Here is a 26,710-nt window from a genome sequence, read left to right as displayed (position 1 = left end):
GACGAGGTCGACGCATCCGTTCGTTCACGGTCTGCGCGCCTCGAGTGTGACACCGTCGCCAAGCTCCGGTACGCGCGCGGTCCACCCCAGTTCGTGCGTGATACGGGCACGAAGAACATCAGCTGCCGCCGGTTCCCCATGCGTCACGAACGCTTCGGCAGGCCTCGACGGGGAGGTACGCAGCCAGGCCATGATTCCATCGCCGTCCGCGTGCGCCGAAAGGGACACGATCTGCACGATCTCCGACCTCACGTGGACGTCTTTCCCGAAAACCCGGACTGTCCTCTCCCCCGCCGCAAGTGCTGCACCGCGTGTGCCCGGCGCGTGAAAACCGGTGAGGATGATCGTGTTTCGCTCCTCGACGCCGAACCGCACCAGGTGATGAAGGATCCGCCCTCCACTGAGCATGCCGCTCGCGGAGAGGATGATCATGGGACCGGGTTGGCTGTTCAGTGCTTTCGATTCACCGACGCTTCGGATCGGAGTCACCTGCGAATACATGCGGTGAAGCTGCTCGGGGGGAAGCCGGTGTTCGTCGGGATGCCGCCCGTACACGCTGAGAACGTCCGTGGCCATAGGGCTGTTGAGGTACACGGGAACCTCGGGGAGTTGACCGCTCTGCCGTAACTCGTCGAGCAGGAGCAGCACCTGCTCCGTCCGGCCGACCGCGAAGACCGGAATGAGGATCACACCCCCTCGGTTGACCGTCCGCGAAATAGCGTCTCCAAGAATCGTCGCGGAGTCGTCCGCCGCGTGGTGGCGGTCACCGTACGTCGACTCCACGACGACGTAGTCGGTGTCCGTCCGCGGCGCCGGAGCCTTCATAAGTGGATCGTTGTTCCGGCCGAGATCTCCCGTGAACAGGACCGAGGACCCGCCCGTCCGCACGCGCACCTGCGCCGCCCCAAGGATGTGCCCCGCGTGCAAGAGGGTGACAAGAATGTCGGCCGTAGCGGAGACCTCCCTTTCGAACGCGACGGGCTCGAATCGCCGGACCGTGTCTGTCGCGTCGGAAACGGTGTAGAGCGGTTCAGGCTGCGCGTGAGCCGAGTACCCGTGCTTCTGGGCATGCCGCGCCTGCTCCTCGTGCAGGTGCGCACTGTCCAACAGGACGATGCACCCCAACTCAACGGTCGCGGGGCTCGCGAAGATGCGCCCACGAAAGCCGTTACGAACCAGCCGGGGCAGATACCCGCAGTGATCGAGGTGGGCGTGCGTCAAGACGACCGCGTCAATGCCGGCAGGATCAACCGGGAACGGCGCCCAGTTTCTCCGCCGAGCCTTCTTCACCCCCTGGAACAACCCGCAATCGACGAGCAGCTGCCGCCCCTGCGGGCTCCTCACCAGATATCGAGAGCCCGTCACGGTGTCGGTCGCCCCCAAGAAGGTCAGTCGAGCAGAGGGCACTTCGGACGAGTCGACAGGGTTCGTTTCCATCACGGGTGCGTCAGTCATGACAGCTGGACCACGAGACGGTTGTCGACCTCTGTGACCTGCGGAGACGCCCACGCCGCATTCGCGGCCGCCCATTTCTCCGCCCAAGAGCGGACCGTTCCGCTCAAGACGACACGGGAACCATCGACCTCGACGTGCACCTCGGACGCGTCGATGTCGGCGTGACGATGAAACGCTTCTCGAATACGCGTTTGAGCGTCATCCGCCACGACGCGTGCCGTCAAGCGAAGCTTGTTCACGACCTGGCGTACCCCGCGCACCTTTTGCACCGCTCGCCTGGCGGCTTGCCGTTGAAAATCCCAATCCACCTCCCCCGTGAGCACGACATCATGGCCCTCGATGCTTGCCTTCACCGTCTCGGGGACGCCGGAGGTAGAGCGCAGCGTCGCATCCACATCGCGTGCCACGTCGGCCGGGGACACCTTTCGTCCCGGAGAGTGGCGGATGACGATCTCGTCGATGACGGCTCTCACCCCGCGAACGCGCAACGTCGACTCGAGGACGGCTTCTTTTTCCGACTCACTGTCCACTTCGCCACTGAGCCGGACCGTCGCATCTTCAACGGCAACCCCTATCCCCGCGTCATCGACCTGGGGATCCCACTGCAACTCTTCTTCGACGTCCTGCTTCAAGAATCCATCGGAAATCATGGCGGGTGCCTCCTCGCCACCAGACTGCGACCGACAGGCCCGCTGAGGAGGGACCAAGGTCCCCGATGGCTGCACAGAGGGACCGAGGGCCTTGGTCCCTGTGTGGACGACGGACCAAGGGCCTTGGTCCCTCTGTGGACGAGGGGTGTGCGGTCAGGAAGGTGTGGCCGAATCCCGCCGGACGGGTGACTGCCACCTCAGGGTGAGCCCACCCAAGCGATTGGGCGTGAGGTCACTCGTGCCCCCGCGCGCGAGCGCGCGGGCATACAGGTTCGTCGTGCCGCTGCCTCGACCTGGAGCGTCCCTTGTTCCGATGCCATCATCCGCGATTGTGATCACGGTCGAGGTTTCGTCTGCACTGATCGACAACGTGCAGTGCGTGGCCTTCGCGTGGCGTGCGACGTTGCTGAGTCCTTCTCGCGCCACCGCCATCACGTCCTCGCGTAGATCACCGAAGATGAGGGTGTCGACCGGACCGGTGAGGAAGACGGAGGGGCGCAGGCCCAGCGCCGATGTCATTTCTTCAACGAGCTCGAACACCTCGACACGAAGTGGCCTGTCAGCCAGCTTCAACGGCGTGCGCATCGCGGAGATGGCGGTGCGGATGTCGGAGACCGCCGCGTCGATGCTCGCGACGTGTTGACGGAGCGACACGCTCTGGTCGATGGATGTCTCTGCAGCATGTTCGAGTGCGAGGCCCGTCGCGAAGAGCCGTTGGATGACATGGTCGTGCAGGTCGCGCGCGATGCGGGCACGATCCTCGATGAGGCGGAGTTGTTCCTGGTCTTCACGCGCCCACGATAAGGAGACGGCGAGCCCGGCCTGTGCCGCGAATTCCCCGACGATGTCGACTTCTTCGCCGGTGAACGGGTGAGAGCTCACCTCCTTGGAGACGCACAGCGCCCCGATCGTCTCCCCACGGGCGATAAGGGTCACGGCCGCGGTCGGTCCCAGTTGCAACACTCCACCGGAGTAATCGCGGACTGGTCCGTCATCGGCGACGACCTCCCCCAACTGCATGGCACGAAGGGCGAGGGAGTCCGCTCGGGCGAAGGTGGCTTCGCGCAGGGCAGCGGCGAGAGGCCCGCTGGCCACGCGAACTCGCAGCAGTTCAGGGTCCGTGTCGGGAACGACCACGGCGACGGTCGCCGAATCGATGACGGATGCACATTCTGCTGCAACGACCTGCAAGGCGTCGGCCTGGTGGGGGTCTAGGAGCGCGGTCGCAACGCGAGAGAGTGCGCCGCTGAGCCGTCGTTCTCGGCGGGAGCGTTCGTACGCGCGGGCATTCTCGATGGCGACGCCGGCAGTGGCGGCTAGAGCTTCGATGATGCGTTCATCCTCCGCGGTGAAGGTGCCGGCGTGAGGGGTGGTGAGGTACAGGTTCCCGTAGATTTCCATTCGTGTGCGGACGGGAACGCCGAGAAAAGCCACCATCTGCGGGTGATGGGCGGGGAAACCAGCAAACCGAGAGTCTTTCGCAAGATCAGGCAGGCGGATGGTGTGCGCGTCCCGCACGACGGCGCCCAGAAGTCCTCGCCCCTGCGGGAGGTGACCGATTCTCTGGACGTCATCGGCGGACACCCCCACGTGGATGAACTCTGTGAACGACCCGTCCGGGCCGATGACGCCGATGGCGCCATAGGGAGCTCCCACGAGGCGTGTTGCCGCGGTGACGACCTCCCGGAGGACCTCGGAGAGTTCTAGCTGGGCCGTCACTGATCGCGACATGCTCAGCAAGTCACGCAGTCGGTCTCCGACGACACGAACCCGTTCGGTGTTGATCTCAGACTCGGCGAGGGCGCTGCGCAGGATCGTCAAGGGGTCTTCGACGAATGCGTCATCGCTTTTCATCGTTCCTCTTTTCCGGAGGAGAGGTCCTGAGCGTACTCCCGTCGATGCCGCGGCGACCGGTTCGGGCCGCAGGACGAAAGTCACAGTGGCATAAAGGGCATCCCTCTACGTTTGCGGTACGGGTCGCGCCCGGGCAATTGTTTCGTACGCGGTGACGTTGACCATTGCATCAGCATGGCCGTCAGGTTGCGCAGCGAGAAGGCGTCGTGCCGCGCCGACGCCTTCCGACCGTTCATTCGTCGTTGTGTCATTCAGGCTGCCGAGGAGAATCACTATGGATCACATGCTGTTGGGTTTCGATGGCAGCGAAGCATCCGTTGCTGCCCTGGAATGGGTCGCGCAGCGGGCGCGGCACGTTCCCTCACACGTGACGCTCACATCCGTCGCGGAGCTTTTCGAGTCTGAACGCGAGCTTCGCCGCGTGAGCGAGGAGGGTGCCGACCTGCTCCGGAAGTTGGCACCGTCGGTGACTGTCACGACGAAGGTGATTCGCGGATGGATGCCAGGCGCGTTGTTGGAAAGCGATCAAGCCGCTGATCTCGTCGTGATCGGATCGCACCTCTACGCGCCGGTGCGCTCCACGCTGAAGGGGTGGGTGCCGTTGCGGGTCAGCGTCACGGCGGCCATTCCGTCCTGCATCGTGCCAGCCGGATGGAGCGAGCGGCCCGGACCGGTCGTCGTCGGATACGACGGTGACGGCTCCGCAGACGCCGCCCTCCACTTCGCCGCATCTGAAGCCGCACGCACGGAGCGAAAGCTTCTGATCGTGCACGCATGGCCGATCAAAATGCTTCGCACGCGGGACGAATCAGCGCACCAGGAGATGATGGAGAAAGCGGTGCGCGCAGTTTCCCGGGCGTACCCGGATTTACTCACCGAACACCTTCTGATGGCGGACGATCCGGCGTTGGTCCTTGAAACGTTGGCTCGCGATGCGTCTCTCGTCGTCATCGGCAGCCACCATCACGGCGCTCTGGCCGGAGGACTCCTCGGGACCGTCGCGTGGTACCTGGTGGGGTCGATGGCCGCTCCCCTCTGCGTCGTTCCCCCCGAATTCCTCCCTCCCTTGGAGATGAGTTCCGACGTCGAAATCGCGCAGACTTCTCCGACGGTGTGAGGGGACCGGACCAAAGTCCCGCGAGCCAGTTGCCGATGAGTGTGTTGTGGGGTCATGACCTCCGACAGTGCTGGTGACGAATGGGCCGACCAGACGATCCTCGTCATCAGTCCTGGGATCTGTTGGAACCTTCTGCGTCAGCAGTCTCTGGGGCGCCTGGCGATGAACAGAAAGACTGGACACCCCGCCATCTATCCCGTGAACTACGCCGTGTCCGGACAGGGTTTCTTCATCAAGACGGCAGCCGATTCCAAGTTGCGTCTGATCGCTGACGATCCACGAGTCACCTTCGAAACGGACGCGCGCGACGGCGACAAATGGTGGAGCGTCGTTGCGACCGGGCTCGCCCACCACGTGACGATGGATGCGGAGCTGCGCCAAGCGCGCAGCGTCATGCCCCTGTCGGTCACCCCTGTGCCAAAGCTGTACGTCATCCGCGTGGAGGTCGGCAAAGTAACAGGTCGCCGCTTCACGGACGCCGGGCCGAGAGATCTCCAGCGAGCGCGGGAGAAGGAGCGGACGGCTGTCCTCGCAGATGAGATGGCGTCTTCCCGGCCCATTTCCATATCCCATCAGCCTCCTCGCTCTCCGCGAGGATGAGAAGCATCGTGGAGCACCCGCGGGGCGGCGTGCTCCCCCCGAAACTGATCCTGGCCGTATCCAGCGTCGTCATCGTGGTCGCATCGTGGTTCTGCGCGCGAACCGACGTCGCCCTCGCCTGCGCTGCGACGTATGCACTGATCCTGGCCACACTGTCCGCTGTCGACTCGCTCCGCCGGCTAGCGAAGGGTCAGTTCGGCGTCGATGTCCTCGCCACCATCGCGATCGTGGCGGCGCTCGTCGCCGGAGAGGTCTGGGCGGCATTCATCGTCGGCCTCATGCTCGCAACAGGAGAGGGCCTCGAGAAATACGCGAACTGGAGGGCACGCAAAGACCTGCGCCATCTCATCTCGACTGCCCCCACTCGCGCGCTCATCGCCCGCGTCGACGGCGCACCCGAAGAAGTCAGCATCTCGTCCGTGCGTGTCGGAGACACCGTCCTCGTCCGACAAGGGGAGGTGGTGCCCGTAGATTGCGTGCTGCTGGACACGACCATCATGCTCGACGAAGCATCTCTCACCGGAGAAAGCCTCCCCCGAGAGGTGACCCGCGGCCAAGACGTCCTCTCCGGGGCCATCAACCTGTCCGGCCTTGCTCGGATGCGAGCGGTCCGCCCCGAGGCCGACAGCCAGTATCAACGAATCGTTCACCTCGTGGCACAAGCCGCCAGTGCGAAAGCACCGATGGTACGACTGGCTGACAGAGTCGCCGGACCCTTCACTCTGGTCGCGCTGGCCATCTCTCTCACGGCGGGTGCCGTGAGCGGAGAATGGGGGCGCGCGGTGGCTGTGCTGGTGGTTGCCACCCCCTGCCCGTTGATCATCGCCGCTCCCGTCGCATTCGCCGGCGGAATCAGCCGCGCGGCACGGGAGAAGATCATCGTTCGAAGTGGCGCAGCCCTGGAGCTGCTCTCACGCTCGCGAACCGTCGCCTTCGACAAGACCGGCACTCTCACCTCAGGAGCGGCGTCCGTGGTCAGCGTCCGCTGCGCGTCGACGTTCACCCCGGATCGGCTCCTGAGCTTGGCCGCCGCAGCCGACAGCGTCTCATCCCACGTCTACGCTGACGCCCTCCGCCGGGCGACGGCAGACCACACCGTCTCGACCTTCGCGAAAGAGACGCCCGGCGTAGGTGTCGAAGCGCTCGTCGACGGCCACCGCGTCGTCCTGGGACGAAGGAGTTTCGTACGCCGCGAGTTACCGTCAGAGCCGGACGACTCGGCGCAGAAGCCAGGCATATCGGTCGTCTACATAAGAGTCGACGACGGGCCCGTCGACGAGATCCTCCTCGCGGACCCGCCCCGCCCCAACGCGCGCGCCACCATCCACACTCTCGTGAACGAAATGAGCCAGCGTGTGCTCATGCTCAGCGGCGACGACGAAGACACCGCTCGACACATCGCCGGCGAGGTCGGCATCGCATCGGTTTACGCCCCCTGCACCCCCGCGCAGAAAGTCGCCATCATGCGATCCCAGCCCGACCGTCCCGCGGTGATGGTGGGGGACGGCATCAATGACGCGCCCGTGCTCGCCTGCGCTGATGTCGGCATCGTCGTGGGAGGCCGTCACGCGACACTCGCCAGCGAAGCCGCCGATATCGTCCTCCTCAGAGACAACCTCGCAGACATCCTCCGTGCGCGTGAGCACGCGCAACGCACCGTGCGCATCGCCCGCCAGAGCATCCTGCTCGGTATCTCGATGAGCCTCATCCTGATGTTCATCGCCGCAGCAGGTCTGCTGCCCGCTCTGGCGGGCGCCTGGCTCCAAGAACTCGTCGACCTCTCGACGATCCTCTGGGCACTGCGAACCGCGTCCCCCTCCCACAGCGATACGGTGCGACGAGAAGGAGATGTCGCCGAGGCGGCCCTCCTGTCCCCCACTCCCGCGCGCGGGCTCAGCGGAGGAGGATGAAGAAATGATCGGAGTCTTCTTGGTCGATGACCATGAGCTCGTGCGACGTGGCCTCGGAGGGCTCATCGACCGCGCCCCCGGTATGACGGTCGTCGGTGAGGCTGCGACAGCTCATCAGGCAATCGGCCGAATTGAGGCCTGCCGCCCGGACGTTGCGGTTGTGGACCTGCAGCTACCCGACGGAAACGGCATAGACCTCTGCCGGGAGATCCGGTCCCGTACCGGTATCCCGTGCATCATCCTCACCGCCTTCGATGACGACACCTCCGTCCAGGCCGCAATTCTGGCCGGCGTAGCCGCATACACACTGAAAACGGTGACGGGTAATCGACTCATCGAAGACATCAACGCGGTCAGCGCAGGAAGAGTGCTGCTGACAGCAACCCCCGTCGCGCGATTTCACGAGGTGGAGCTCCGGGAGCGCGAAGATCCGCGAATCGGTGCCCTGGGGATACGCGAGCGGCAAGTCCTGGACGGCATCGCCGACGGTCTGACCAACCGTGAGATCGGGCGGAACCTGAGTCTGGCCGAGAAGACCGTCAAGAACTACGTGTCGTCTCTTCTGTCGAAACTCGGGATGACCTCGCGTACCCAAGCTGCCCTGTTCCGACACGATCACATGCGGTGACGAATGGGGACGAGCGACCCTGATTCCGTCTCATCGGTGCTGTCGCATCCAGCGTCGGAATCGGATGGCCCTCCGTCTCGATCGTCCTTTCCTCCCACATGCGAGCGGCCGACCTGCGCAGGTGGGACTCCGATTCCGAGCAAGCGGAAGGGGACCAAGGTCCCGGACGACGGCGTCCGCCGGTTCTAGCATCGTCAGCACGCACCCCACGGACCACGTCAACGATTCGGGCTCGGTACGCGAACGCCCGTGGGGTGCGACACATCGACGCCAGGCTCGGCGTCGTTCCCCCTTGCATCTCAGAGATAGATCACCACAGCCAGGAGGCCTCATGAACGGGGACAACGGAAAGAGCATCGTCGTCGGCGTGGACGCTTCCCCACCAGCGGTCGCCGCACTCCGACTGGCAGCACATCTTGCTGACGCACTCGATGCCCCGCTCCACGCTGTCACGACGTGGTCGTACCCCCCATTCTCCGAGTACTCCACCGTCACGATCTGGGACCCGGAAGAGGACGCAGGCATCGCCCTGACGGACTCCATCAAAGATGCTTTCGGCAACGCTCCACCCGCGCGTCTGACCCGTGAAGTACTCGAAGGACCGCCCTCCCCCGCACTCATCCACATCAGCGCATCGAGCCGCATGCTCGTCCTCGGAAACCGTGGACGTGGGGGCTTCGCGAGTCTCCTCCTCGGCTCCGTCAGCGCCGCGTGCGTCGCACACGCTGCATGCCCTGTCGCCATCGTCCACGCGAATGATCGCTGGACCTGACTCGACGGGGCTCCTTCACCTGCCTCCACCGGCCCACCCGCCGCGGAGGATCCCGTGAGCGGCATCCGAGGGGTGCGGGAGAGGCGTGCGCCGGGCTTGCGCACCCCTCCCGGCCTCATGCGCACCCGACCCGACGGTCTGGACACGCGGTCGAAGCGAAGCCCCCCTCCCCGACCGGTCCGGGGCCGCCGCACTCCCCCGCTACGCTCGAGGGGATGCCTCCCCCACGCGCCCGCACCCCTCGAGGGGTCCGCGCGTGACGGGCGTCCTCACCGGCTTCGCGGTCGTCGGTCTCGCCGTCGTCGTCGGCTACGTGATCGCGCGCATCGACCTCCTCGGCCCTCACGCCCGACACGTGCTGAGCCGGCTCACGTTCTACGTCCTGTCGCCGTTCCTGCTCTTCACCGTGCTGGCGCGCGCCGACGTCGCGACGTTGTTCTCCGCCCTGCTGCCGGTGTCGATGATCGCGGCCGCGGTCATCATCAGTGTCTCGGTGCTCATCTCGACGCTGATCCTGCGCCGCCCCGCGGGAGAGACCGTCATCAGTGCGTTGTCGGCGGGACAGGTGAACAGCAACAACATCGGCATCCCGATCTCGCTGTACATGCTCGGCAACGCGGCGTACTCCGCTCCCGTCATCCTGTTCCAGTTGCTCGTGCTGATGCCGATCGCGCTGTCGATCCTGGATGCCGTGACCTCCGGCTCCCGCAACATCGGGCGCATCCTGCTGCAGACGGCGAAGAACCCGATGCTCATCGCCTCCGCCCTGGGCGTAGTCGTCGCGCTCACCGGTGTCGACCTGCCGCCGATCGTCTTCGATCCGCTGCATCTCATCGCGGGCGCCTGCGTGCCGGTGCTGCTGATGTCGTACGGCATGTCGCTCTACGGGCAACGGGTGCTCACCGAACCCGGCCGCCGCGTCGACGTGGTCATCGGGTCGGTACTGAAGCTCCTGGTCATGCCGGCCCTGGCGTGGGGAGTCGCGACGCTGTTCGGTCTGCCCGACGACCAGATCTTCATCGTCGTGGTGCTGGCGGCGCTGCCGACGGCGCAGAACGTGTTCAACTTCGCGCAGCGGTACGGAGTGGGCGAGATCCTCTCGCGCGATGTCGTCTTCATCTCGACGCTGGGGTGTCTGCCCGTGCTTTTCACGGTGGCCCTGCTGCTCCCGCACGCCCCCGCGTGACACGGAGCGACCGGGGGCTCGCCCGGTCGGACTCCCAGGTCTAGGGTGAGACCTGTTCTCAGCTTTCACTCAGAAAGGCTCGCCATGTCTTCCGCCACCACGTCCAACCCCGCCATCGGGGCCGTGCGCACCGCGCTCGGTGTCAGCGGCGTCCTGTCGCTCGTCGTCGGCATCCTGATCCTCGTCTGGCCGGGCCGTACCGCCGAGGTGGCCGTCGGGATCCTTTCGGTCTACGTCATCATCGCGGGCCTCGTGAACATCGCGATCGGCCTGTTCTGGCGCTCCGGTTGGTCGCGCCTGGGATACCTCGCGCTCGGTGTGCTGTTCATCGTCGCGGGCATCTTCTCGTTCGCGAACCTCTCGGCCACGACCGCCTGGTTCGGCGTCTTCATCGGCACCCTCGTCGGGATCCTGTGGATCGTCGAGGGCGTCGTCTCGCTCACCACCGTCGGACACGGTTCGAAGGCACGGGCCTGGACGATCTTCTTCGCCATCGTCAGCATCCTGGCCGGAATCGTGCTGCTCTTCTCGCCTCTGCTGGGCGCGGTCACCCTGTTCCTGCTCATCGGCATCTCGCTGGTGATCCTGGGCGTCTTCCAGATCGTCCGCGCGATCCAGTTCGGCAAGGCGGTCTGACCCCGAACGAGAAGGGCCCGGATGCCATGGCATCCGGGCCCTCCTCTCATCCCTCGGCCGGGAGGTATCGACTCCACCACTCGAGGACCGCGTCGAAACGCTGCACCCGGTGCTGCGGACGGCCGGCGCGGGTGAGCTCGTGATCCTCTCCAGGGAAGATGAGCATCTCGGCCTCCGTCCCCTGCGCCTTCAGCGCCGCGTAGTAACGCGTGGCCTGCTCGAGCGGGCAGCGGAAGTCGAGCTCCGAGTGCAGCACCAGCGTCGGCGTCGTGACCTGACCGACCACCGCCATCGGACTCTGCGCCGCGACCTGCTCGGGATCGGTGCCGACGTACTCCTGCCCGAAGAACGATCCGATGTCGCTCGAGCCCGGGAAGGCGGTCGGGTCGAGGAAGCCGCGCTCGACGATGGCGCCCGCGAAGCGGTGGTCGTGCGCGATGACCCAGGCGGTCATGTACCCGCCATACGATCCGCCCATCACGCCCGCCCGTTCGCCGTCGAGGCGCGGGTCGGCCGCGACCACGCCGTCGAAGAAGTCCATGACGTCGAAGTAGTCGAGCGTGCCCATCCGGCGGCGGATGGAGCGACCGTGTTCGCGCCCGTACCCGGCGCTGCCGCGGGGATTGCTGTAGACGACCGCGTAGCCCGCGTCGACGAGCACCTGCGTCTCGTCGAAGACGTGCACGCCGTACGAGGCGTACGGCCCCCCGTGGATCTGGAGGATCACGGGGAACGGTCCTTCGCCCTCGGGCACGGCCACCCAGCCGTGAACCGGGTAGCCGTCGCGGCCGGGGATCTCGTGCTCGACGGGCTGGACGATAGCCCGCTCGCGCACCGCAGCACCGAAGTCGGTGAGGGTCCGCGCCGCGCCGCCCTCGACGAGGATGAGCTCGCCGAACGACTCAGACGAGGCGACGGATGCCACGACCCGCCCGCGCGCGACGGCATGGCCGTTCACCTCGAGGTCGCCGCCGAGGACCTCGGTCACCGCTCCCCCGCGCGTGACGCGCAGCAGGCGCAGGCGTCCCCGGGTGCGGTCCTGCACGAGGACGTCGTCGCCGTCGAAGGAGATGTGGCTGCCGACCTCGCCCAGGTCGATCGTCTCGGCGTCGGTGAGGCGCCGCGGTCCCTCGGACTCGAGCGCGAACAGGGCGACGCCGGGAGCGACGAAATCGGTGCCCTCGGAGCCGACGTCGTTCGCGAGGACGAACACGGCCCCGTCGGGAGCGACAGCGACCTCGGAGATCGACAGGTCTTCGCTCAGCACCTCGCGCTGCGCTCCCCCGTCGATCGTCACGGCGACCAGTCGGTCGCGCAGGTCGCGACGGTCGTCCTCGATCACATTGGGGACGCTGAGCAGCTCGGATCCGTCGGCCGTCCAGGCGACGCCGCTCCACCCCGTGTCGCCCTCGGTGAGCTGGGTGGGCTCGGCGGCGACGACGCGCTTCTCGGGGTCGTCGAGGGCGGGCGCCGGTGGATAGAAGGGCTCCGCCCCGGTCGACGGCGCGTCGACGACGAACAGCTGGGTGGGCCGATCGAGGTACCCGAGGCCGTTCGCGTGCCAGCGCACGCCGGTGATGCGACGCGGCGGCTCGGCCGCGGCATCGCGCCCCTCCACGGTGCCGTAGCGGCCCGGCTCGGGCACGCGCGCGGCGAACGCGAGACGCGTACCGTCGGGCGACCAGGAGAGGTCGGTGACACCGCCGGGGAGGTCGGTCACCTGCACCGGCTCACCCCCACCGGCGGCCACGACGAACAGCTGCGCCCGGCTCTTCGCATCCGCGCGGAGGAACGCGACCGTGGAGCCGTCGGGAGAGAGCGCCGGGGAGCGGTCGGCCACCCCGCGGGTGATCCGCCGTGGCGATCCGTCGGGCAGGTCGACCCGCCACAACTGCCCTACCGAGCGGTCGGCGACGAGGTCGGGGCGGGAGGTCGCGAAGACGGCGAAGGAGCCGTCGGGCGAGATCGCCGGCCGACCGACCGTGACGAGCGTCTCGATGTCGGGCGCGCGCATGCTCACTCGCCTCCGAACGAATCCGTGTCTCCGACGAGTCGGGTGTTGTCGGCGGGCACGGGGTCGACCGCGGCCCGGGCGACCTCGGCGGCGAACTCCGACACGTTGTACAGCTTGCCGGCATCGCCGCGGCGTGCGGCGATCGCCCCGGGGTTGGCGCGCTCGAGCAGCGTCGCCGTGATCGTGCCCTCGATCATGTCGCCCGAGACGACGGTGAACCCGATGCCGCGCTCCTCGAGGGCGGGGATCTTCTCGCGCAACGCGTCTTCTCCGGCGCGCTTGGACAGGGCGACGGGCTCGTACTCGGGCATGGTCGGGGTGGTGCGGATGAAGTGCGCCTGGTGGCTGGTGACGAACACGACGCGCCCATCGTCCTTCAGCAGCGGCAGGGCCGTCTCGAGCACGTTCACCTGCGCGTCGCGGTTGAGCAGCAGGGCGTAGTCCTCGGCCATGCCCGACTCCATGCCACCCGAGGCGTTGAGAACGAGGATGTCGAGACCGCCGAAGGTGCGCTCCACCTCGTCGAACATCGCCCGCACCGACGCGGGGTCGGTGAGGTCGGCCCCCACGACGAGGGCTTCGACACCGAGCTCGCGCAGCTGCGTCGCGAGCTTCTCGGCACGGGGCGCTTTGTTGCGGAAGTTGATGACGACGTTCGCACCGGCCTCGGCGAAGTAGCGCACGGTGTCGGCACCGATACCGCGCGACGAGCCGGTGACGAGGGCGGTCTTGCCGCTCAGCGAGCCGGACGGAAGGGTCTGGGACACGGATTACTCCTGACGATCGGGATCGACTCACCAGCCTACCGACCGCTCCGCTCAAGGCCGCGGCGACCGCAGTCTGTGGGGTGGTCGAGAACCGGCCTCACCCTCTCCCGCGAGTGCTACGTTCGGGCTCAGGAGGTGCGAAATGGACGTTCTCTCCACTATCGACACGTGGTCCTGGATCGGCTGGCTCGTGTTGATCCTGGTCTTCCTGGTCGTCGAGATGCTCACCGGTGAGCTGACCTTCCTGATGCTGTCGGTGGGCAGCGCCGCGGGGCTACTGACCGGTCTTCTCGGGGCGCCCCTGTGGGGACAGGTCATCGTGGCCGCGCTCGCGGCCGGCGCTCTCCTCACCTTCCTGCGACCGCCCCTGCTGCGACGCCTGCATCGCGGCGCCGACACCCGCTCCTTCAACGTCGAGGCCCTCGTCGGCCTCGAGGGCCTCGTACTGTCGCGGGTTTCCCCGTCGGTCGCGGGGCAGGTCAAGCTCGTCAACGGCGACGTGTGGACCGCACGCGCCGACGCCGACACCCGACTCGACCCCGCCACGCGCATAGAGGTCGTCCGCATCGACGGTGCCACCGCCGTCGTCCGCGCCAGCGTGCAGCGCGCCCACGACCAGGAGGCCGCGACATGAACATCGACAGCATCATCCCCACGACGATCGGGTGGGTCCTCGCGATCGTGGTGGCCGTCTTCGTCATCGTCGTGATCTCCCGCGCCGTCCGCATCATCCCGCAGGCCCGTGCGGGTGTGGTCGAACGGCTCGGCAAGTACCACAAGACCCTCCTGCCGGGCCTCAACCTCGTGGTTCCGCTGGTCGACCGGGTACGCCCTCTCATCGACATGCGCGAACAGGTGGTGTCGTTCCCGCCCCAACCGGTCATCACCGAAGACAACCTCGTCGTCTCGATCGACACGGTGGTGTACTTCCAAGTCACCGACGCCCGCGCCGCGACCTACGAGATCGCCAACTACCTCGGCGCCGTCGAACAGCTGACCACCACGACGCTGCGCAACGTGGTGGGCGGGCTCAACCTCGAGCAGGCGCTCACCAGTCGCGACAACATCAACGGTCAGCTCCGGGTCGTCCTCGACGAAGCGACGGGGAAATGGGGCATCCGGGTCGGACGCGTCGAGTTGAAGGCGATCGATCCGCCGCACTCGATCCAGGACTCCATGGAGAAGCAGATGAGGGCCGAGCGCGACCGCCGTGCCGCGATCCTGACCGCCGAGGGGTCGAAGCAGTCGCAGATCCTCGAGGCCGAGGGGCGGCGTCAGGCCGCGATCCTCGAGGCCGAGGGCGACAAGCAGGCCGCCGTCCTGCGCGCGCAGGGAGAGGCCGAGGCCATCCACTCGGTGTTCACGGCAATCCACGAGGGCCGCCCCGACGACAAGCTGCTCGCCTACCAGTACCTGCAGACCCTGCCGAAGATCAGCGACAGCTCCTCCAGCAAGCTGTGGATCATCCCGAGCGAGTTCACCGAGGCCCTGAAGGGCATCTCGGGCGCCTTCGCCTCGCGCACCGGCATCGACGACCCACCCGCCGTCGCGCCGAAGGACGCCCCCGCCCGATGACGCGGCATCCGTATCTCTCCCCCGACGCCCCGCGTGTGCTCGCCCACCGGGGACTGGTGACTCCGGATGCCGCGCTGCACGGCGTCGTCGAGAACTCCTTCGCCGCGGTCGCCGAGGCGCACGCCGCGGGTATCGCCTACGTCGAGTCCGACTGCCATCTCACCGCCGACGGGGAGGTCGTGCTGTTCCACGACGACGACCTCCGCCGCGTGGCCGACGACCCGCGGTCCATCGCCGACGTCCGCCTGCATGAGCTGGAGGAGATCATGTCCGAACGCGGTGGGCTCATCACCCTCGCGCAGGCGCTCGACGCGTTCCCCGAGGTGCGCTTCAACCTCGACGTGAAGGCCGCCGCGGCGGCGGAGCACGTCGGCCGGCTCGTCGCACCGCATGCGGCCCGCGTGCTGGTGACCAGCTTCTCCGACGAACGTCGCCACGCGGCCCTCCGGGCGGCCGCCGCGGCGGGAGCCGCCCTGCCGCCGGCGACCTCCCCCGGCTCGTCCACCGTGGCGAGGCTGGTGGCCGCTCGTGCGCTGCATCAGAAGACCCGGGTCCGCCGGTTGCTCGCCGACCTCGACGCCCTCCAGATCCCCGAACGACAGGGCCCCGTCCGCGTCGTGACGGACGGACTGATCCGCGACGCGCACGCCGCGGGCGTCGAGGTGCACGTGTGGACGATCAACACCGACGTCGACATGCGGCGTCTGCTCGACCTCGGTGTGGACGGGCTCGTCACCGATCGCGCGGACGTCGCGGTCGCGATGGTGAACGAGCGGGGAACGACAGCTGTCTGAGCATCGTCTGTGAAAGCCTCGCCGTCGCCCGGGGTTCGAATAAAGCGCACAGGTGCAAGCGTTATACATGGTGACCGACGAGAGGACCACACAATGGCAGACCGCAGTCTCCGCGGCATCCGACTCGGCGCCCAAAGCCTCCAAAGCGAAGATGGCGTCGTGTTTCACGACCGTGCTCAGCACACCTACAACTGCAGCACCTGTGGACGTGACACCGTCCTGACGTTCGCCGCCGACGCCGAGGTTCCCGACGCCTGGGAGTGCCGCACGTGCGGCGCCGAGGCGCTGCTGCGCATCGGTGACGGCATGGCGACCGTCGACCACAGCGCCGACAAGGCCGCACGTACCCACTGGGACATGCTGCTCGAGCGTCGCACCCTCCCCGAGCTGGAAGAACTGCTCGAGGAGCGCCTCGCCTTCGTCCGCGCGCGTCGCGGAGCGGGTGGCGAGAAGCTCAGCGCCTGACGCTGACCGACGAGTTCAGACGCCGGCCCCCTCGGGGGTCGGCGTCTTTCTCGTGCCGCGGGCGCGAACGAGCACGAGAACACCGGCGACCACGAGTCCGGCGAGACTCCCCCATCCCAGGACGATCTTCACCGCGGGCCCGATGATCACCGCGGGGGTGAGTCCGGTGCGAAGCGGCACGTCGGTGAGCATGTGCCCCGCCGTGTCGATCGGCAGGTCGTCGAGAGTCGACCCGTCGGGCGCGATGACCTGGCTCGTGCCGACCGTCGACAGGTTGACCACCGACCGGCCGGTCTCGATCGCGCGCATGCGAGCGAAGGCGAGCTGCTGAAGGTTCTCATCCGTCCCGCGGAAGTCGGCGTTGTTCGTCTGGAACATGTACACCTGGGCCCCACCGGCGGCGCCGTCCCAGACGACGTCGTCGTAGATGACGTCGAAGCAGATCGCCAGCCCCACGCCGATGCCGTTCACATCGATCAGCGGCGCCGCGGTACCCGGGGTGTACTCGCGGCCGATGAGTCCGATGAGGTCGGGGGCGAACGGCTCCCAGAAGGCGCGATCGGGCACATACTCCCCGAACGGCACCGGATTGCGCTTGTCGTAGGTCGCCCCGGCCTGCCCCTCGGGCGTCCACAGCAACGAGGAGTTGAACAACTGCGACCCTCGCTCGGTCACCGCCGAGATGAGCAGCGGCGCCTCGACGCGCCGGGACAGCTGCTGCAGCACCGCCGCCGTCGACGGGTTCGAGGTGGGATCGGAGTCCACACCGCCCTCCGGCCAGAGCAGCACGTCCATGTCCTGCCCGAGAAGAGGGGCGGATGCCGCGAGCTGCGCGTCCAAGACAGCGCCGCGCGCCCGCTGGTCGAAGTAGCCCGCGGGCCCGTTGCCCTGCACGGCGCCCACGCGCATCGACCCCGCCGCCGTCGTCGGGAATGCCGGCAGGGCGACGAGCACCACCAGGACGACGGCTGCAGGCACGACGCGCGCGAGACGGCGAAGGCCCCCTACCCGGACGAGTTCCACCCCCATCGCGCACAGCAGCACGACCAGGAACGACAGTCCCGACATGCCCACCCAGGAGGCGACCTCGGCGAACGGGCCGTTCACCTGCGAGACGCCGATGCGCCCCCAGGGGAAGCCGCTGTACGGCCACGAGCCGACGATCTGCTCCCGCAGCGTCCACAGGCCCGCGACGAGTGCCGGCAGCAGCAGGAGGCGCCCGAGCGTGCCCGGGGCGATCCGCGGCATCCATCGGTAGGCGAGCGCGATCGGCACGGCGAACACCGCCGTCAACAGCGCCTCGAGCGTCGACAGGGCAATCCACGGCACGGGGCCGAGGTAGCGTGCCGTGAAGAGCAGGTTGACCGAGAAGAACGCGGCGCCGAAGAGCAACCCGACCAGCACCGCGGACCAGAATCGACGGCCGATGAGGGTGACGAGCGCCAGGACCACCGCGGGCACCGCCATCGCCCACCACGCCAGCGCGGGGTAGGCCGTCACCAGGAGCAGCCCCGCCACCACCGAGAGCGGAGCGGCGTACGCCAGACGCAGCAGAGGCGCGGCGCGGTCGGCCCGGTCCACGGGCGTCAGGGGGGCGGCGCTCATGCCGACGTGTACGCCACGATGCCCCGGCGCACGGAATCCAACGCCGTGCGGGCGGTCTTCGCCAACTGCGGGTCGGCGACGAGCGAGATCTGATCGAGCAGGTCGATCGTCTGCTTCGCCCAGCGCACGAAGTCGCCCGCCGCCATGTCGGCGAGTGTCAGCACGCTGTCGAGCGGGAGCCCCTTCGCCCAGGCGTGCATCGCGGGCGAGAGGCCCGACGCGGGCGACTCCGACCCGGGGAGACGGTGGTCGCGCTCCAGGTCGTCGAGCTCTTGCCACAGGGTCTGCGTTGCATCCAGGGCTGCACGGAAGGCACCGCGCGGCAGCCCCCGCTCCCCCGGCCCCGCCTCATCGCGCCGGGGCTCGTACACCAGGCAGCACGCCAGAGCGGCGAGAGAGGGCGCGTCGAGACCCTCCCACAGCCGCTGTCGCAACGATTCGGCGACGAGCAGGTCGCGCTCGCCGTAGATGCGGCGCATCGTTCGGCCCGCGGGGGTCAGGACGGTCGCGCCGTCGTCCTCGACGCGGACGTACTCCAGCGTCGCGAGCACCTCGACCACGCGGTCGAACACGCGCGCGACGGTGCCGGTTCGCTGGTCAATCTGCTGGCGGGTCTTGTCGGTGGACCGCTTGAGCTTCCAATACCGCTCCGCCCAGCGCGCGTGCGCCTCACGGTCGGGGCACGACTGGCAGGGATGCCGCTGCATGCGCTTTCGCAGCGACTGGATCTGCTGCTGCCGCTCGTCGCGCAGCCGGCGGGGCGCGGTGGCATCCCGCCGATTGATCTTCTCGAGGTCGCTGAGCTCGCGGCGGATCGTGGAGTACTCGCGGAAATCGCCGCGGTCGCAGGTCATCGCCTGCTCGTAACCGGCGAGGGACTCCTCGGCGTCCTTCACCTGGCGGGCGAGGCCCACGACCGAGCGGTCGGCCTGGAATTGCGCGAAAGACGACTCGAGCACCTCGCGGGCGCGGGCGCGCCCGAACTGGTCGATGAGGTTGACGGCCATGTTGTAGGTCGGCCGGAAGCTGGAGTTCAGGGGGTAGGTACGACGCGACGCGAGGGCGGCGACCGACTGCGGGTCGAGACCCTCGGTGAACTGCACGACCGCGTGGCCCTCGACGTCGATGCCGCGGCGACCGGCACGGCCGGTGAGCTGGGTGTACTCCCCCGAGGTGATCGCGACGCGCGCCTCGCCGTTGAACTTCTCGAGCTTCTCGAGCACGACGGTGCGCGCGGGCATGTTGATGCCGAGCGCGAGCGTCTCGGTGGCGAAGACGACCTTGACGAGCTTGCGGCGGAAGAGCTCTTCGACGACCTCTTTGAACGCCGGGAGGAGACCGGCGTGGTGGGCGGCCATGCCCCGCTCGAGGTTGTCGCGCCACTCCCAGAAGTGCAGGACCGCGAGATCCTCATCTTTCAGCGAGAAAGTCAGCTCGTCGACGATCTGGCGGATCTCGACGCGCTCCTCGGCCGAGGTCAGTCGCACGTTCGCGCGGCGCAGTTGCTGCACGGCAGCATCGCATCCGGCACGGCTGAAGATGAAGAAGATGGCGGGCAGCAGGTGGCTGCGCTGCAGCAGCTCGACGACTTCGGGACGGTCGATGCGCTCGATACGTGGGCCCTGCGAGGCGCGGATCGGCTTGTGCCCGCCGCGCCGCTGGTGCGCATGGCGGGGGCCGCCGGCGTGACGCGCGGAGCGGAACTCCTGCGCGCGGCGGTTGTTCTCGTACCCCCCGGCATTTCCACCGCGGATGCGCAGCAGTTCTTGGTTGACCTGGGCCGTGGCGACCCCGGCGCGGTCGTCGAACAGCGGCAGCAGATCGCCGCGCACGAGCACGTGCTGCTCGAGGGGCACGGGCCGCGTCTCGGACACGATCACCTCGGTGTCGCCCCGGACGGTGTCGAGCCAATCGCCGAACTCCTCGGCGTTCGACACGGTCGCCGACAGCGACACGAGCTTCACCGACGGCGGGAGGTGGATGATCACTTCCTCCCACACCGCGCCACGGAAGCGGTCGGCGAGGTAGTGCACCTCGTCCATCACGACGAAGCGGAGTCCTCGCAGCGCCGGCGAGTCGGCGTAGAGCATGTTGCGAAGGACTTCGGTGGTCATCACCACGATGCGCGCCGAGGCGTTGATGTTGGTGTCACCGGTGAGCAGGCCGACCTCGTCGTCGCCGTACACCTCTTGCAGCTCGTGGAACTTCTGGTTCGACAGCGCCTTGATGGGCGTCGTGTAGAACGCCTTGTCGCCGGGCTCGAGCATGGCCAGGTGGATGGCGAACTCGCCGACGATGGTCTTGCCCGCACCGGTGGGGGCGGCCACCAGCACGCTCCGCCCGTCTTCGAGGGCGTGGCATCCGGCGATCTGGAAGTCGTCGAGTTCGAAGCGCTGCATCTCGGCGAAGTCCGCCGTGTGCGGGTGCGTGGAGCGGGCGCTGGCACGAGCGAAGCGCTCGGCCGGACTGGGCGCGCTCACGCGGTGGGCCCCGACGCCATCTCCGTTGCGGCGACCCGGCGCGCCTTGCGGCGATCGAACAGCATCGACAGTCCCGCGGCGGCGAAGAACAGCACGACCAGGATGCCGGCGAGCATCAGCATGCTCACCACGTCGGCGGCGGGGGTGGCGAGGGCCGAGAAGATCGTGGCGATGAGGATGGCGACGCGCCACCCCTTCAGGATCGCCTTGCCGCTCATCACCCCCGCCACGTTCAGCGCGACCAGGAACACCGGCAGCACGAACGAGACGCCCACCACGATCAGGAGCTTGAAGACGAAGTCGTAGTAGTCGACGGCGTTGTAGAAGTTGACGCCGCCCTCGGGCGTGAAGCCCCACATGAGCTCGATCACGTGCGGCACGATCAACAGGCCGACCCAGCAGCCGATGAAGAACAACGGCACGGCGGATGCCACGAACCCGACGGTGTAGCGGATCTCTTTGCGGGTGAGTCCGGGCATGATGAACGCCCAGATCTGCCACAGCCAGATCGGCGCCGACAGGAAGATGCCGATCGAGAACGCGATGCGCATGCGCAGGTCGAACGCCGAGGTGACCGAGGTGAAATTGAGGGCCGAGAAGTCGTCGCCGCGGCGCTCCGCGATGACGCGGATCGGCTCGGTGATCAGGTGGATGATCGGATCGGTGATGACGAAGGCGACCACCATGCCGACCACGAGCGCCGCAGCAGCCCACATGAGTCGCTTGCGCAGCTCGACCAGGTGCGCCCCGATCGACATGCGCTTGTCTCGCCGCGGCCCCTCGGGCACGTCGATCCGCGGCGGTCCTGCCGTCGCCACCGGTTAGACGGTGGGGTCGTTCGACCTGCGCGGCTCAGGGGCCGCGGTCGGGGTCGTGCCGGCATCGGTGGGGCGCGGAGCCTCGGCGGTCGACGCGGAGATCTCGTCGTCTCGCTTCATCTCTTTCATCTCGCTCTTGAACACGCGAGCGGACTGGCCCATGCTCTTCGCGAGCGCGGGGAGCTTGGCGGCGCCGAACAGAAGCAGGATGACGGCTAGGACCACCAGCAGGTGCCATCCGGTCAAACCCTGGAACATGGTGACTCCTCGTCGTCGTCGGGCGTTGATCTCAGTCTAACCCGCACACCTGTCTCCGGGCCGGGAGGCGCGGACGGGGGCGGCGGATCACGCGTGATCCGGCTCGGGACTGCGCGGCAGCGTCCCGCGCGCAGCCCACCGTGGGGCGGTCACGAGGTGCGAGGCTCGCCGCCGGGAGTGCGCGAGGCCGTTCGGAACGGGGCCGGTCAGGGCTGCGCCGGGGCGTACTGCGCGAGGCCTGCCGCCGCCCACTCCGCCGCGGCGCGCCGCGCGCCCGCCGGCTCGAGCAGCTCGACCTCGCCGCCGCGGCGGGCGGCCAGACGCTTCAGGCTCTGCTCGTCGGCGAGACGCAGGGATGCCACCGACGTGTCGTCGTCGGACTCGTCGATCTCGGCCCGCTCGAGGTAGTCGGCCAGCAGGGGTGCGACCGCCCGCGGGAAGCGCAGCCGCGCCACGACTTCGTCGTCCGACGGCGCGAACAGGTCGGGCACGTCGTCGCCGCCGTGCACGGCCGGGATGTCGGTGAGGGCGGCATCGCTCACACGGTCGAGGTGGAACGTGCGCACGGCCTGGCGCAGGTGGCACCAGCCCTGCAGGTACCACTGGTCGTTCGCGATATGCACTTTGATCGGGTCGACCGTGCGCGTCGTGGGACCCGCCCCGGGGGCGCGGTAGGTGAAGGTCACGGCCACGCGTTCGCGGAGCGCGCGGTCGACGACGTCGCGCACGCCGTCGACGGGACCGGGGGCCACGATGACGGCGGGCGGGGCGGCGGCGGCACCTCGGGCGAGCTTGCCGAGCAGACCCGTCACGAGTTCGTTGTCACCCAACCCGGGAAGACTCCGCGCCAGCTGCAACCCCGCGAGCAGGGCGGCCGCTTCGCGCGCGGTGAGCCGCGGGGCGCGTTCGAGGCCGACCGTGTTGGTGATCGCGATCACGTCGTCGCGGTCGAGCAGGTCCCAGTCGATGTCGAACAGGTCGTGGGGCAGCTGCCAGTAGCCGCTCTGGCCGGGCAGGCCGATCACGGTGAGACGCTCGACCATCGCGCGCATCTCGTCGGGAGTCACGTCGAAGTCCGCCGCCGCCTCGGCGACCGAGACCTCGCCCTTGCCGAGCAGATACGGCACGAGCTGCAGCAGCAGCGCAGCGCGGTCGAGGGCGGCGACGGGGCGCTCGGCGCTCACGCGGCACCCCCGTGCAGGTGCAGGGTCGCCTGGAGTCGGCGCACCACTTCGGCGCGCAGGTCGTCGGGCCCGACCACGCGCACTTCGGGTCCGTACGAGGCGAGCTCGTCGGCGAAGACGTGGAGGTCGACGTAGGGGACGACGATGCCCTGCGGCGCCGCCTCGGCCCGCCGGGCGAGGCGGAGAGCCGCCTCGGTGCCCGGGTGTACCTCGAGAAGCGCCCGCTGGCGGTCGGCGACACGGCGCAGACCCGCGAGCGCCCGCTCCCCCGCCCCCTCGCGGAGCGCGGCCGGGAACAGGGCACGCGTCACCGTGACGTCGCCGACGATGCGCGACAGCAGGAAGGTGCGGTCGGCATCCATGTTGAGGTCGAACCCGAACACATGCCACCGCGCCTCGTACTCCAGCAGGGCCAGGGGTCGGATACGCCGCTCGTGCGGACGCGCCTCGCCGGGGCGCAGGTAGGTGAAGGTCACGACACGGCTCTGCTCGATTGCGCGCTGCAACGCGGGGAACGAGGCGTCCCGCACGCGGATGCGGGGCGCGTACCCGATGATCGGCTCGTCGACGGGGATGCCGAGGGCCCGGATCTTGCGCAGGCCGCTGCGCGCATCGACCGAGAGCGACTCGCTCCCCCACACGCTGCCGGCGATGTTGAGCAGGGCCACTTCGGCCGGGCTGAACGAGATGTCGTCGGGGAGGGAGTACTCCGCGGTCGGCACGCGATACCGCGCCTCGCGGAGGTCATCGGGGTCGGTGCGGTTGCCGATTGTCTCGATCGGAACGCCGAGCCCCCGCAGGTTCTCTTTGTCGCGCTCGAACATCTTCTCGAGCGCGTCCTTCGACGCCCCCGCCTCGAGCTGCTCTCGGTAGCCCGCGACGGAGGAGAGGATCGTGTCCTTCGTCAGGCCCTGCTCGGTCGCCATGAGGGCGACGACGAGGTTCACCAAGCGCTCCTCGGGAGCACTACGGGAGGCGGTGGCGGACACCCGCCCATCCTAGGCGGCGCGGCGAACCCGGTAGCCGACGCGCGCGTCGACGGGGCGGGAGCCGAGGGCTGGTCGCCGGCAGCTGAGCGCTGCGCTCAGCCGGCGATACCGAGGATGTCGACGACGTAGACCAGGGCGGTGCCCTCGGGCGCCTGCAGGATCTGCGTGTCCTGCGCCGTCTGGTCGGCGGGGACGACGATGAGCACCTGCGAGCCGACCGTCTGCCCCTCGAGGGCCGCGGCCATCGCGGGCGGCAGCACCGACACCGTCGCCTGGCCGGGCGCGCCGTTCTTCCAGGTCGAGGCGAAGGTCGTGTCGGATCCCCACGCGACACCCTGCACGTGGATGACCACGGAGGAGTCGGCGGTGAGCGTGTCGCCGTCGCCCTTCTTGATGGTCTGCGACCGGGCCTCGGTCGGCGCGTCTCCCGCGGGGATCACCACGCCGGGCTGCCCGTCGGGTGCACGCACGACAGAGGGCATGCCCGAGTCGGCGTTGTACTGATCGGCACCGTCGGCGGCGGGCAGGAACACCTTGCGCACGTCGAAGACGAACACCGCACCGTCGCCCTCGGCGACCCCGAGCGCCTGCGCGCCCTGAGCGCCGAGATCGGCACCCGGGATGGCGACCGCCACGCGCGATCCCTCGGAGACGCAGCGCATCAGCGGTGCGAGGGAGGGCACCGCCTGGGTGAGACGCGGCAGCGGCGTGGCCGTTGCGACGTCGGAGTTGTAGGGCGTCGCGACCAGCTGCTCACCCGACGCGGCGTCGAGCACCGTGACGTCGACGAGTGCGAGCTGCGAATCGGTGGTGATGCGCGGCCCGTCGCCCTCGACGAGGGTGGCGGTGCCCGCCTGCGACGGGACGAACGGCGACCGCACCGAGACGGTGGGAACCGAGCCGACCTCGCCCGGGGCGTCGACGACCGACGCGATAGCGCTGTCGGTGGGCGTCGGGCACGACGAGGCGGCGGATGCCGAGCACCCGACCAGGCCGAATCCGGCCAGAGCGGTCACGGCAACGAGAGCGGGGAGTCTGCGCACCGGAACAGTTTAGGTGCTCGGGCGGGGCTCCTCCGACGCGGCTCCCGCGACGGACTGCCGCACGCCCTCGGCGGACTTCTGCGCCTCGCGCACGCGCTTGCGCAGGTTCTTGTCGGTGATCTCGCGGTCGCCGACGGCGCCGGGGGTCCACAGCTCCACGTCGTCGTCTCCGTAGCTCGACTTCGACGCGCGACGCTTGACCTCGGGCGGGATCGCTCCGGGTGCGAGCCGCCGGGCGGTGACGAGAAAGCCCGTGTGCGCGACCATGCGGTGATCGGGGCGCACCGCGAGGCCCTCGACGTGCCATCCGCGGACCATCGTCTCGCTGGCATCCGGCTCGGTGAACAGGCCGGTCGCACGGATGTACTCGGCCACGCGGCTGAGCTGGGTCGCGGTCGCGATGTAGCAGAGCACCACGCCGCCGGGGGTGAGCGCGTCCGCCGCGGCATCGATGCACTCCCACGGGGCGAGCATGTCGAGCACGATGCGGTCGACGGATGCCGGGGCCACGGCATCCGGGAGGCTCTCGACGAGATCGCCCACGATGACCTGCCAGGTCGCCGGCATCTCGCCGTGGAAGGTCTCGACGTTCGCGCGCGCAACGTCGGCGAACTCCTCGCGTCGCTCGAACGACAGCAGGCGTCCGGCGGGACCGATGGCCCGCAGCAGCCACAGCGACAGCGCGCCCGAGCCCACACCGGCCTCCACGACCGTGGCGCCCGGGAAGATGTCGGCCTGCGCGAGGATCTGCGCGGCGTCCTTCGGGTAGACGATGGCGGCGCCGCGGGGCATCGACATGACGAAGTCGCGCAGAAGCGGCCGGACGGCGAGGTAGTCGTGGCCGGAGCTGTTCGTCACGACGCTGCCGTCGGGCTGGTCGACCAGCAGGTCGTGCCTGAGCACGCCGTTGTGGGTGTGCAGCTCGCCCTGCTCGCGCAGGGTGATGGTGTGCATGCGGCCCTTGGGGCCGGTCAGCTGCACCCGGTCGCCGACCCGGAAGGGGCCGCTCAGGTGGGGGGTCTCGCTCATCGGGTCACTCGCGTCTCATCGGGGCGGGTCTGAACGTGCGCGGCGTGCAGCGCGCGCAGGTCGGTGCTGGTCCGCCCCGCGAGGTCGGGCCACTGCGCATGGGCGCCGACGCCGTCGAGGGGCACCATGAGCGGGACGCCGAGCGAAACGGCCCCGCTGGCGACGGCCGAACGCAGGCCGTTGGGGCTGTCTTCGATCGCGACGGTGTCGCGGATGTCGACGCCCAGGGATGCGGCGGCCTGCAGATAGGGATCGGGGTGGGGTTTGGGACGCTCGACGTCGTCTCCGGCGACGACGACGTCGAAGGCGGGGAAATCGATCAGGTCGACGACCGAGAGGGCCATGCGCCGCATCGACATCGTCACGAGCGCCGTCTTGATGCCGCTGGCCTTGAGGTCGGCGAGCAGTTCGCGGGCCCCCGGGCGGAAGGGCACACCGGTGACGGCGAGCTGGCGCAGCACCTCATCGGTCAGGTAGGCGATGATCTCGTCGGTCCCCCACGGCACGCCGGCGTTCTGGAGCAGGCGGGCGGAATCCTCGAGGGCCAGGCCCACCATCCCCAGCGCCTGCTCGTGCGACCACGTGCCGCCGAAGCGCTCGACCAGCGGGGTCTCGGCGGCCATCCAGTACGGCTCGGTGTCGACGAGCGTGCCGTCCATGTCCCACAGGACCGCCGCGAGGGCCGGAGAAGTCATCGTTCCATCGTATCCAGGGCGCGCACCGTCGCCGTCCCCGCGGGTCCGCGCGGCGTCCCGCCCGTGCACAGCGGCGGATGCCGGCCTCGGCGCGCAGTTCACGCACCGGCATCCTCGGTGTGTCGCCGGAACGATCCGCCGTTGCGCACGGCGGCGGCGTCCGACCGCGCCGTCGTGCGTGCGCCT

Annotated in this window: 25 protein-coding genes; 11 read left to right on the top strand and 14 right to left on the bottom strand. The window is 68.6% G+C overall.

What is annotated here, in order from left to right:
• Positions 1-24: 24 nt before the first annotated feature.
• The 3 genes from ACXKZF_RS07020 to ACXKZF_RS07010 form a co-directional block, all read right to left on the bottom strand.
• On the bottom strand, positions 25-1,455 hold the full coding sequence (locus tag ACXKZF_RS07020) for an MBL fold metallo-hydrolase RNA specificity domain-containing protein (RefSeq protein ID WP_488985803.1): 1,431 nt from the start codon (positions 1,453-1,455) through the stop codon (positions 25-27).
• Positions 1,452-2,105: a BON domain-containing protein gene (locus ACXKZF_RS07015; RefSeq protein ID WP_488985802.1), complete on the bottom strand. Its 654-nt coding sequence runs from the start codon at positions 2,103-2,105 to the stop codon at positions 1,452-1,454. Before ACXKZF_RS07015 ends, ACXKZF_RS07020 begins: the two co-directional genes overlap by 4 nt.
• Before the next feature lie 153 nt (positions 2,106-2,258).
• Complete coding sequence (locus tag ACXKZF_RS07010; protein ID WP_488985801.1) at positions 2,259-3,959, bottom strand: sensor histidine kinase; 1,701 nt, start codon at positions 3,957-3,959, stop codon at positions 2,259-2,261.
• Between the two features lie 274 nt (positions 3,960-4,233).
• On the opposite strand from ACXKZF_RS07010, the gene ACXKZF_RS07005 reads away from it, so the two are divergent.
• From ACXKZF_RS07005 to ACXKZF_RS06975, 7 genes are all read left to right on the top strand, one after another.
• Positions 4,234-5,076 (top strand): universal stress protein, encoded by an 843-nt coding sequence (locus ACXKZF_RS07005; RefSeq protein WP_488985800.1) that lies wholly within the window; start codon positions 4,234-4,236, stop codon positions 5,074-5,076.
• A gap of 54 nt (positions 5,077-5,130) precedes the next feature.
• Positions 5,131-5,676 (top strand): pyridoxamine 5'-phosphate oxidase family protein, encoded by a 546-nt coding sequence (locus ACXKZF_RS07000; RefSeq protein WP_488985799.1) that lies wholly within the window; start codon positions 5,131-5,133, stop codon positions 5,674-5,676.
• Between the two features lie 8 nt (positions 5,677-5,684).
• Positions 5,685-7,586: a heavy metal translocating P-type ATPase gene (locus ACXKZF_RS06995; protein ID WP_488985798.1), complete on the top strand. Its 1,902-nt coding sequence runs from the start codon at positions 5,685-5,687 to the stop codon at positions 7,584-7,586.
• 4 nt (positions 7,587-7,590) lie between these two features.
• Complete coding sequence (locus ACXKZF_RS06990) at positions 7,591-8,214, top strand: response regulator (RefSeq protein ID WP_488985797.1); 624 nt, start codon at positions 7,591-7,593, stop codon at positions 8,212-8,214.
• 331 nt (positions 8,215-8,545) lie between these two features.
• Entirely contained in the window at positions 8,546-8,986 is a 441-nt protein-coding gene (locus ACXKZF_RS06985) for a universal stress protein (RefSeq protein WP_488985796.1), read from the top strand.
• 256 nt (positions 8,987-9,242) lie between these two features.
• Positions 9,243-10,172, top strand: coding sequence for an AEC family transporter (locus tag ACXKZF_RS06980; protein WP_488985795.1), 930 nt, complete (start codon positions 9,243-9,245; stop codon positions 10,170-10,172).
• An 84-nt stretch (positions 10,173-10,256) separates the two neighbouring features.
• The gene (locus ACXKZF_RS06975) at positions 10,257-10,808 is read left to right on the top strand and encodes an HdeD family acid-resistance protein (protein WP_488985794.1); all 552 of its coding nucleotides are present in this window, start codon (positions 10,257-10,259) and stop codon (positions 10,806-10,808) included.
• Positions 10,809-10,854: 46 nt separating this feature from the next.
• Here ACXKZF_RS06975 and ACXKZF_RS06970 read toward each other — a convergent pair whose 3' ends face one another.
• Complete coding sequence (locus ACXKZF_RS06970; protein ID WP_488985793.1) at positions 10,855-12,822, bottom strand: S9 family peptidase; 1,968 nt, start codon at positions 12,820-12,822, stop codon at positions 10,855-10,857.
• A gap of 2 nt (positions 12,823-12,824) precedes the next feature.
• Positions 12,825-13,589: an SDR family oxidoreductase gene (locus ACXKZF_RS06965; RefSeq protein WP_488985792.1), complete on the bottom strand. Its 765-nt coding sequence runs from the start codon at positions 13,587-13,589 to the stop codon at positions 12,825-12,827.
• Positions 13,590-13,731: 142 nt separating this feature from the next.
• Here ACXKZF_RS06965 and ACXKZF_RS06960 point away from each other — a divergent pair, with 142 nt between their 5' ends.
• The 4 genes from ACXKZF_RS06960 (at position 13,732) to ACXKZF_RS06945 (ending at position 16,423) form a co-directional block, all read left to right on the top strand.
• A complete protein-coding gene (locus ACXKZF_RS06960) occupies positions 13,732-14,223 on the top strand; it encodes an NfeD family protein (protein WP_055954978.1) in 492 nt (163 codons plus the stop codon).
• Positions 14,220-15,164 carry an SPFH domain-containing protein gene (locus ACXKZF_RS06955; RefSeq protein ID WP_055954980.1) on the top strand — a complete coding sequence of 315 codons (945 nt, stop codon included), beginning with the start codon at positions 14,220-14,222 and terminating at the stop codon, positions 15,162-15,164. Before ACXKZF_RS06960 ends, ACXKZF_RS06955 begins: the two co-directional genes overlap by 4 nt.
• Complete coding sequence (locus ACXKZF_RS06950; RefSeq protein WP_488985791.1) at positions 15,161-15,958, top strand: glycerophosphodiester phosphodiesterase family protein; 798 nt, start codon at positions 15,161-15,163, stop codon at positions 15,956-15,958. The genes ACXKZF_RS06955 and ACXKZF_RS06950 overlap by 4 nt, the downstream gene beginning before the upstream one ends.
• Positions 15,959-16,051: 93 nt before the next feature.
• Positions 16,052-16,423, top strand: a complete 372-nt coding sequence (locus tag ACXKZF_RS06945) for an RNA polymerase-binding protein RbpA (RefSeq protein ID WP_055954986.1) — start codon at positions 16,052-16,054, stop codon at positions 16,421-16,423.
• A gap of 15 nt (positions 16,424-16,438) precedes the next feature.
• On the opposite strand, the gene lnt is transcribed toward ACXKZF_RS06945, so the two are convergent.
• The 9 genes from lnt to ACXKZF_RS06900 all read right to left on the bottom strand — a co-directional run bounded on the left by lnt (position 16,439) and on the right by ACXKZF_RS06900 (position 26,524).
• Positions 16,439-18,028: an apolipoprotein N-acyltransferase gene (gene lnt, locus ACXKZF_RS06940; RefSeq protein WP_488985790.1), complete on the bottom strand. Its 1,590-nt coding sequence runs from the start codon at positions 18,026-18,028 to the stop codon at positions 16,439-16,441.
• A complete protein-coding gene (locus tag ACXKZF_RS06935) occupies positions 18,025-20,508 on the bottom strand; it encodes a DEAD/DEAH box helicase (RefSeq protein WP_488985789.1) in 2,484 nt (827 codons plus the stop codon). Before ACXKZF_RS06935 ends, lnt begins: the two co-directional genes overlap by 4 nt.
• Positions 20,505-21,266, bottom strand: coding sequence for a twin-arginine translocase subunit TatC (tatC, locus tag ACXKZF_RS06930; RefSeq protein WP_055955430.1), 762 nt, complete (start codon positions 21,264-21,266; stop codon positions 20,505-20,507). The genes ACXKZF_RS06935 and tatC overlap by 4 nt, the downstream gene beginning before the upstream one ends.
• 63 nt (positions 21,267-21,329) lie before the next feature.
• A complete protein-coding gene (tatA, locus tag ACXKZF_RS06925; protein WP_055954996.1) occupies positions 21,330-21,584 on the bottom strand; it encodes a Sec-independent protein translocase subunit TatA in 255 nt (84 codons plus the stop codon).
• A gap of 206 nt (positions 21,585-21,790) precedes the next feature.
• On the bottom strand, positions 21,791-22,768 hold the full coding sequence (locus tag ACXKZF_RS06920) for a helix-turn-helix transcriptional regulator (RefSeq protein WP_488985788.1): 978 nt from the start codon (positions 22,766-22,768) through the stop codon (positions 21,791-21,793).
• On the bottom strand, positions 22,765-23,757 hold the full coding sequence (locus ACXKZF_RS06915; protein ID WP_488985787.1) for a helix-turn-helix transcriptional regulator: 993 nt from the start codon (positions 23,755-23,757) through the stop codon (positions 22,765-22,767). Before ACXKZF_RS06915 ends, ACXKZF_RS06920 begins: the two co-directional genes overlap by 4 nt.
• Positions 23,758-23,852: 95 nt before the next feature.
• Positions 23,853-24,800, bottom strand: coding sequence for an FKBP-type peptidyl-prolyl cis-trans isomerase (locus ACXKZF_RS06910; protein WP_243223140.1), 948 nt, complete (start codon positions 24,798-24,800; stop codon positions 23,853-23,855).
• A 9-nt stretch (positions 24,801-24,809) separates the two neighbouring features.
• Entirely contained in the window at positions 24,810-25,829 is a 1,020-nt protein-coding gene (locus ACXKZF_RS06905; RefSeq protein WP_055955007.1) for a tRNA (adenine-N1)-methyltransferase, read from the bottom strand.
• A complete protein-coding gene (locus ACXKZF_RS06900; protein WP_055955010.1) occupies positions 25,826-26,524 on the bottom strand; it encodes an HAD family hydrolase in 699 nt (232 codons plus the stop codon). The genes ACXKZF_RS06905 and ACXKZF_RS06900 overlap by 4 nt, the downstream gene beginning before the upstream one ends.
• Positions 26,525-26,710 lie beyond the last annotated feature (186 nt).

It is taken from the genome of Microbacterium sp. ABR10 (assembly GCF_057812175.1).
This window is presented reverse-complemented; position numbering and strand designations above follow the sequence as displayed.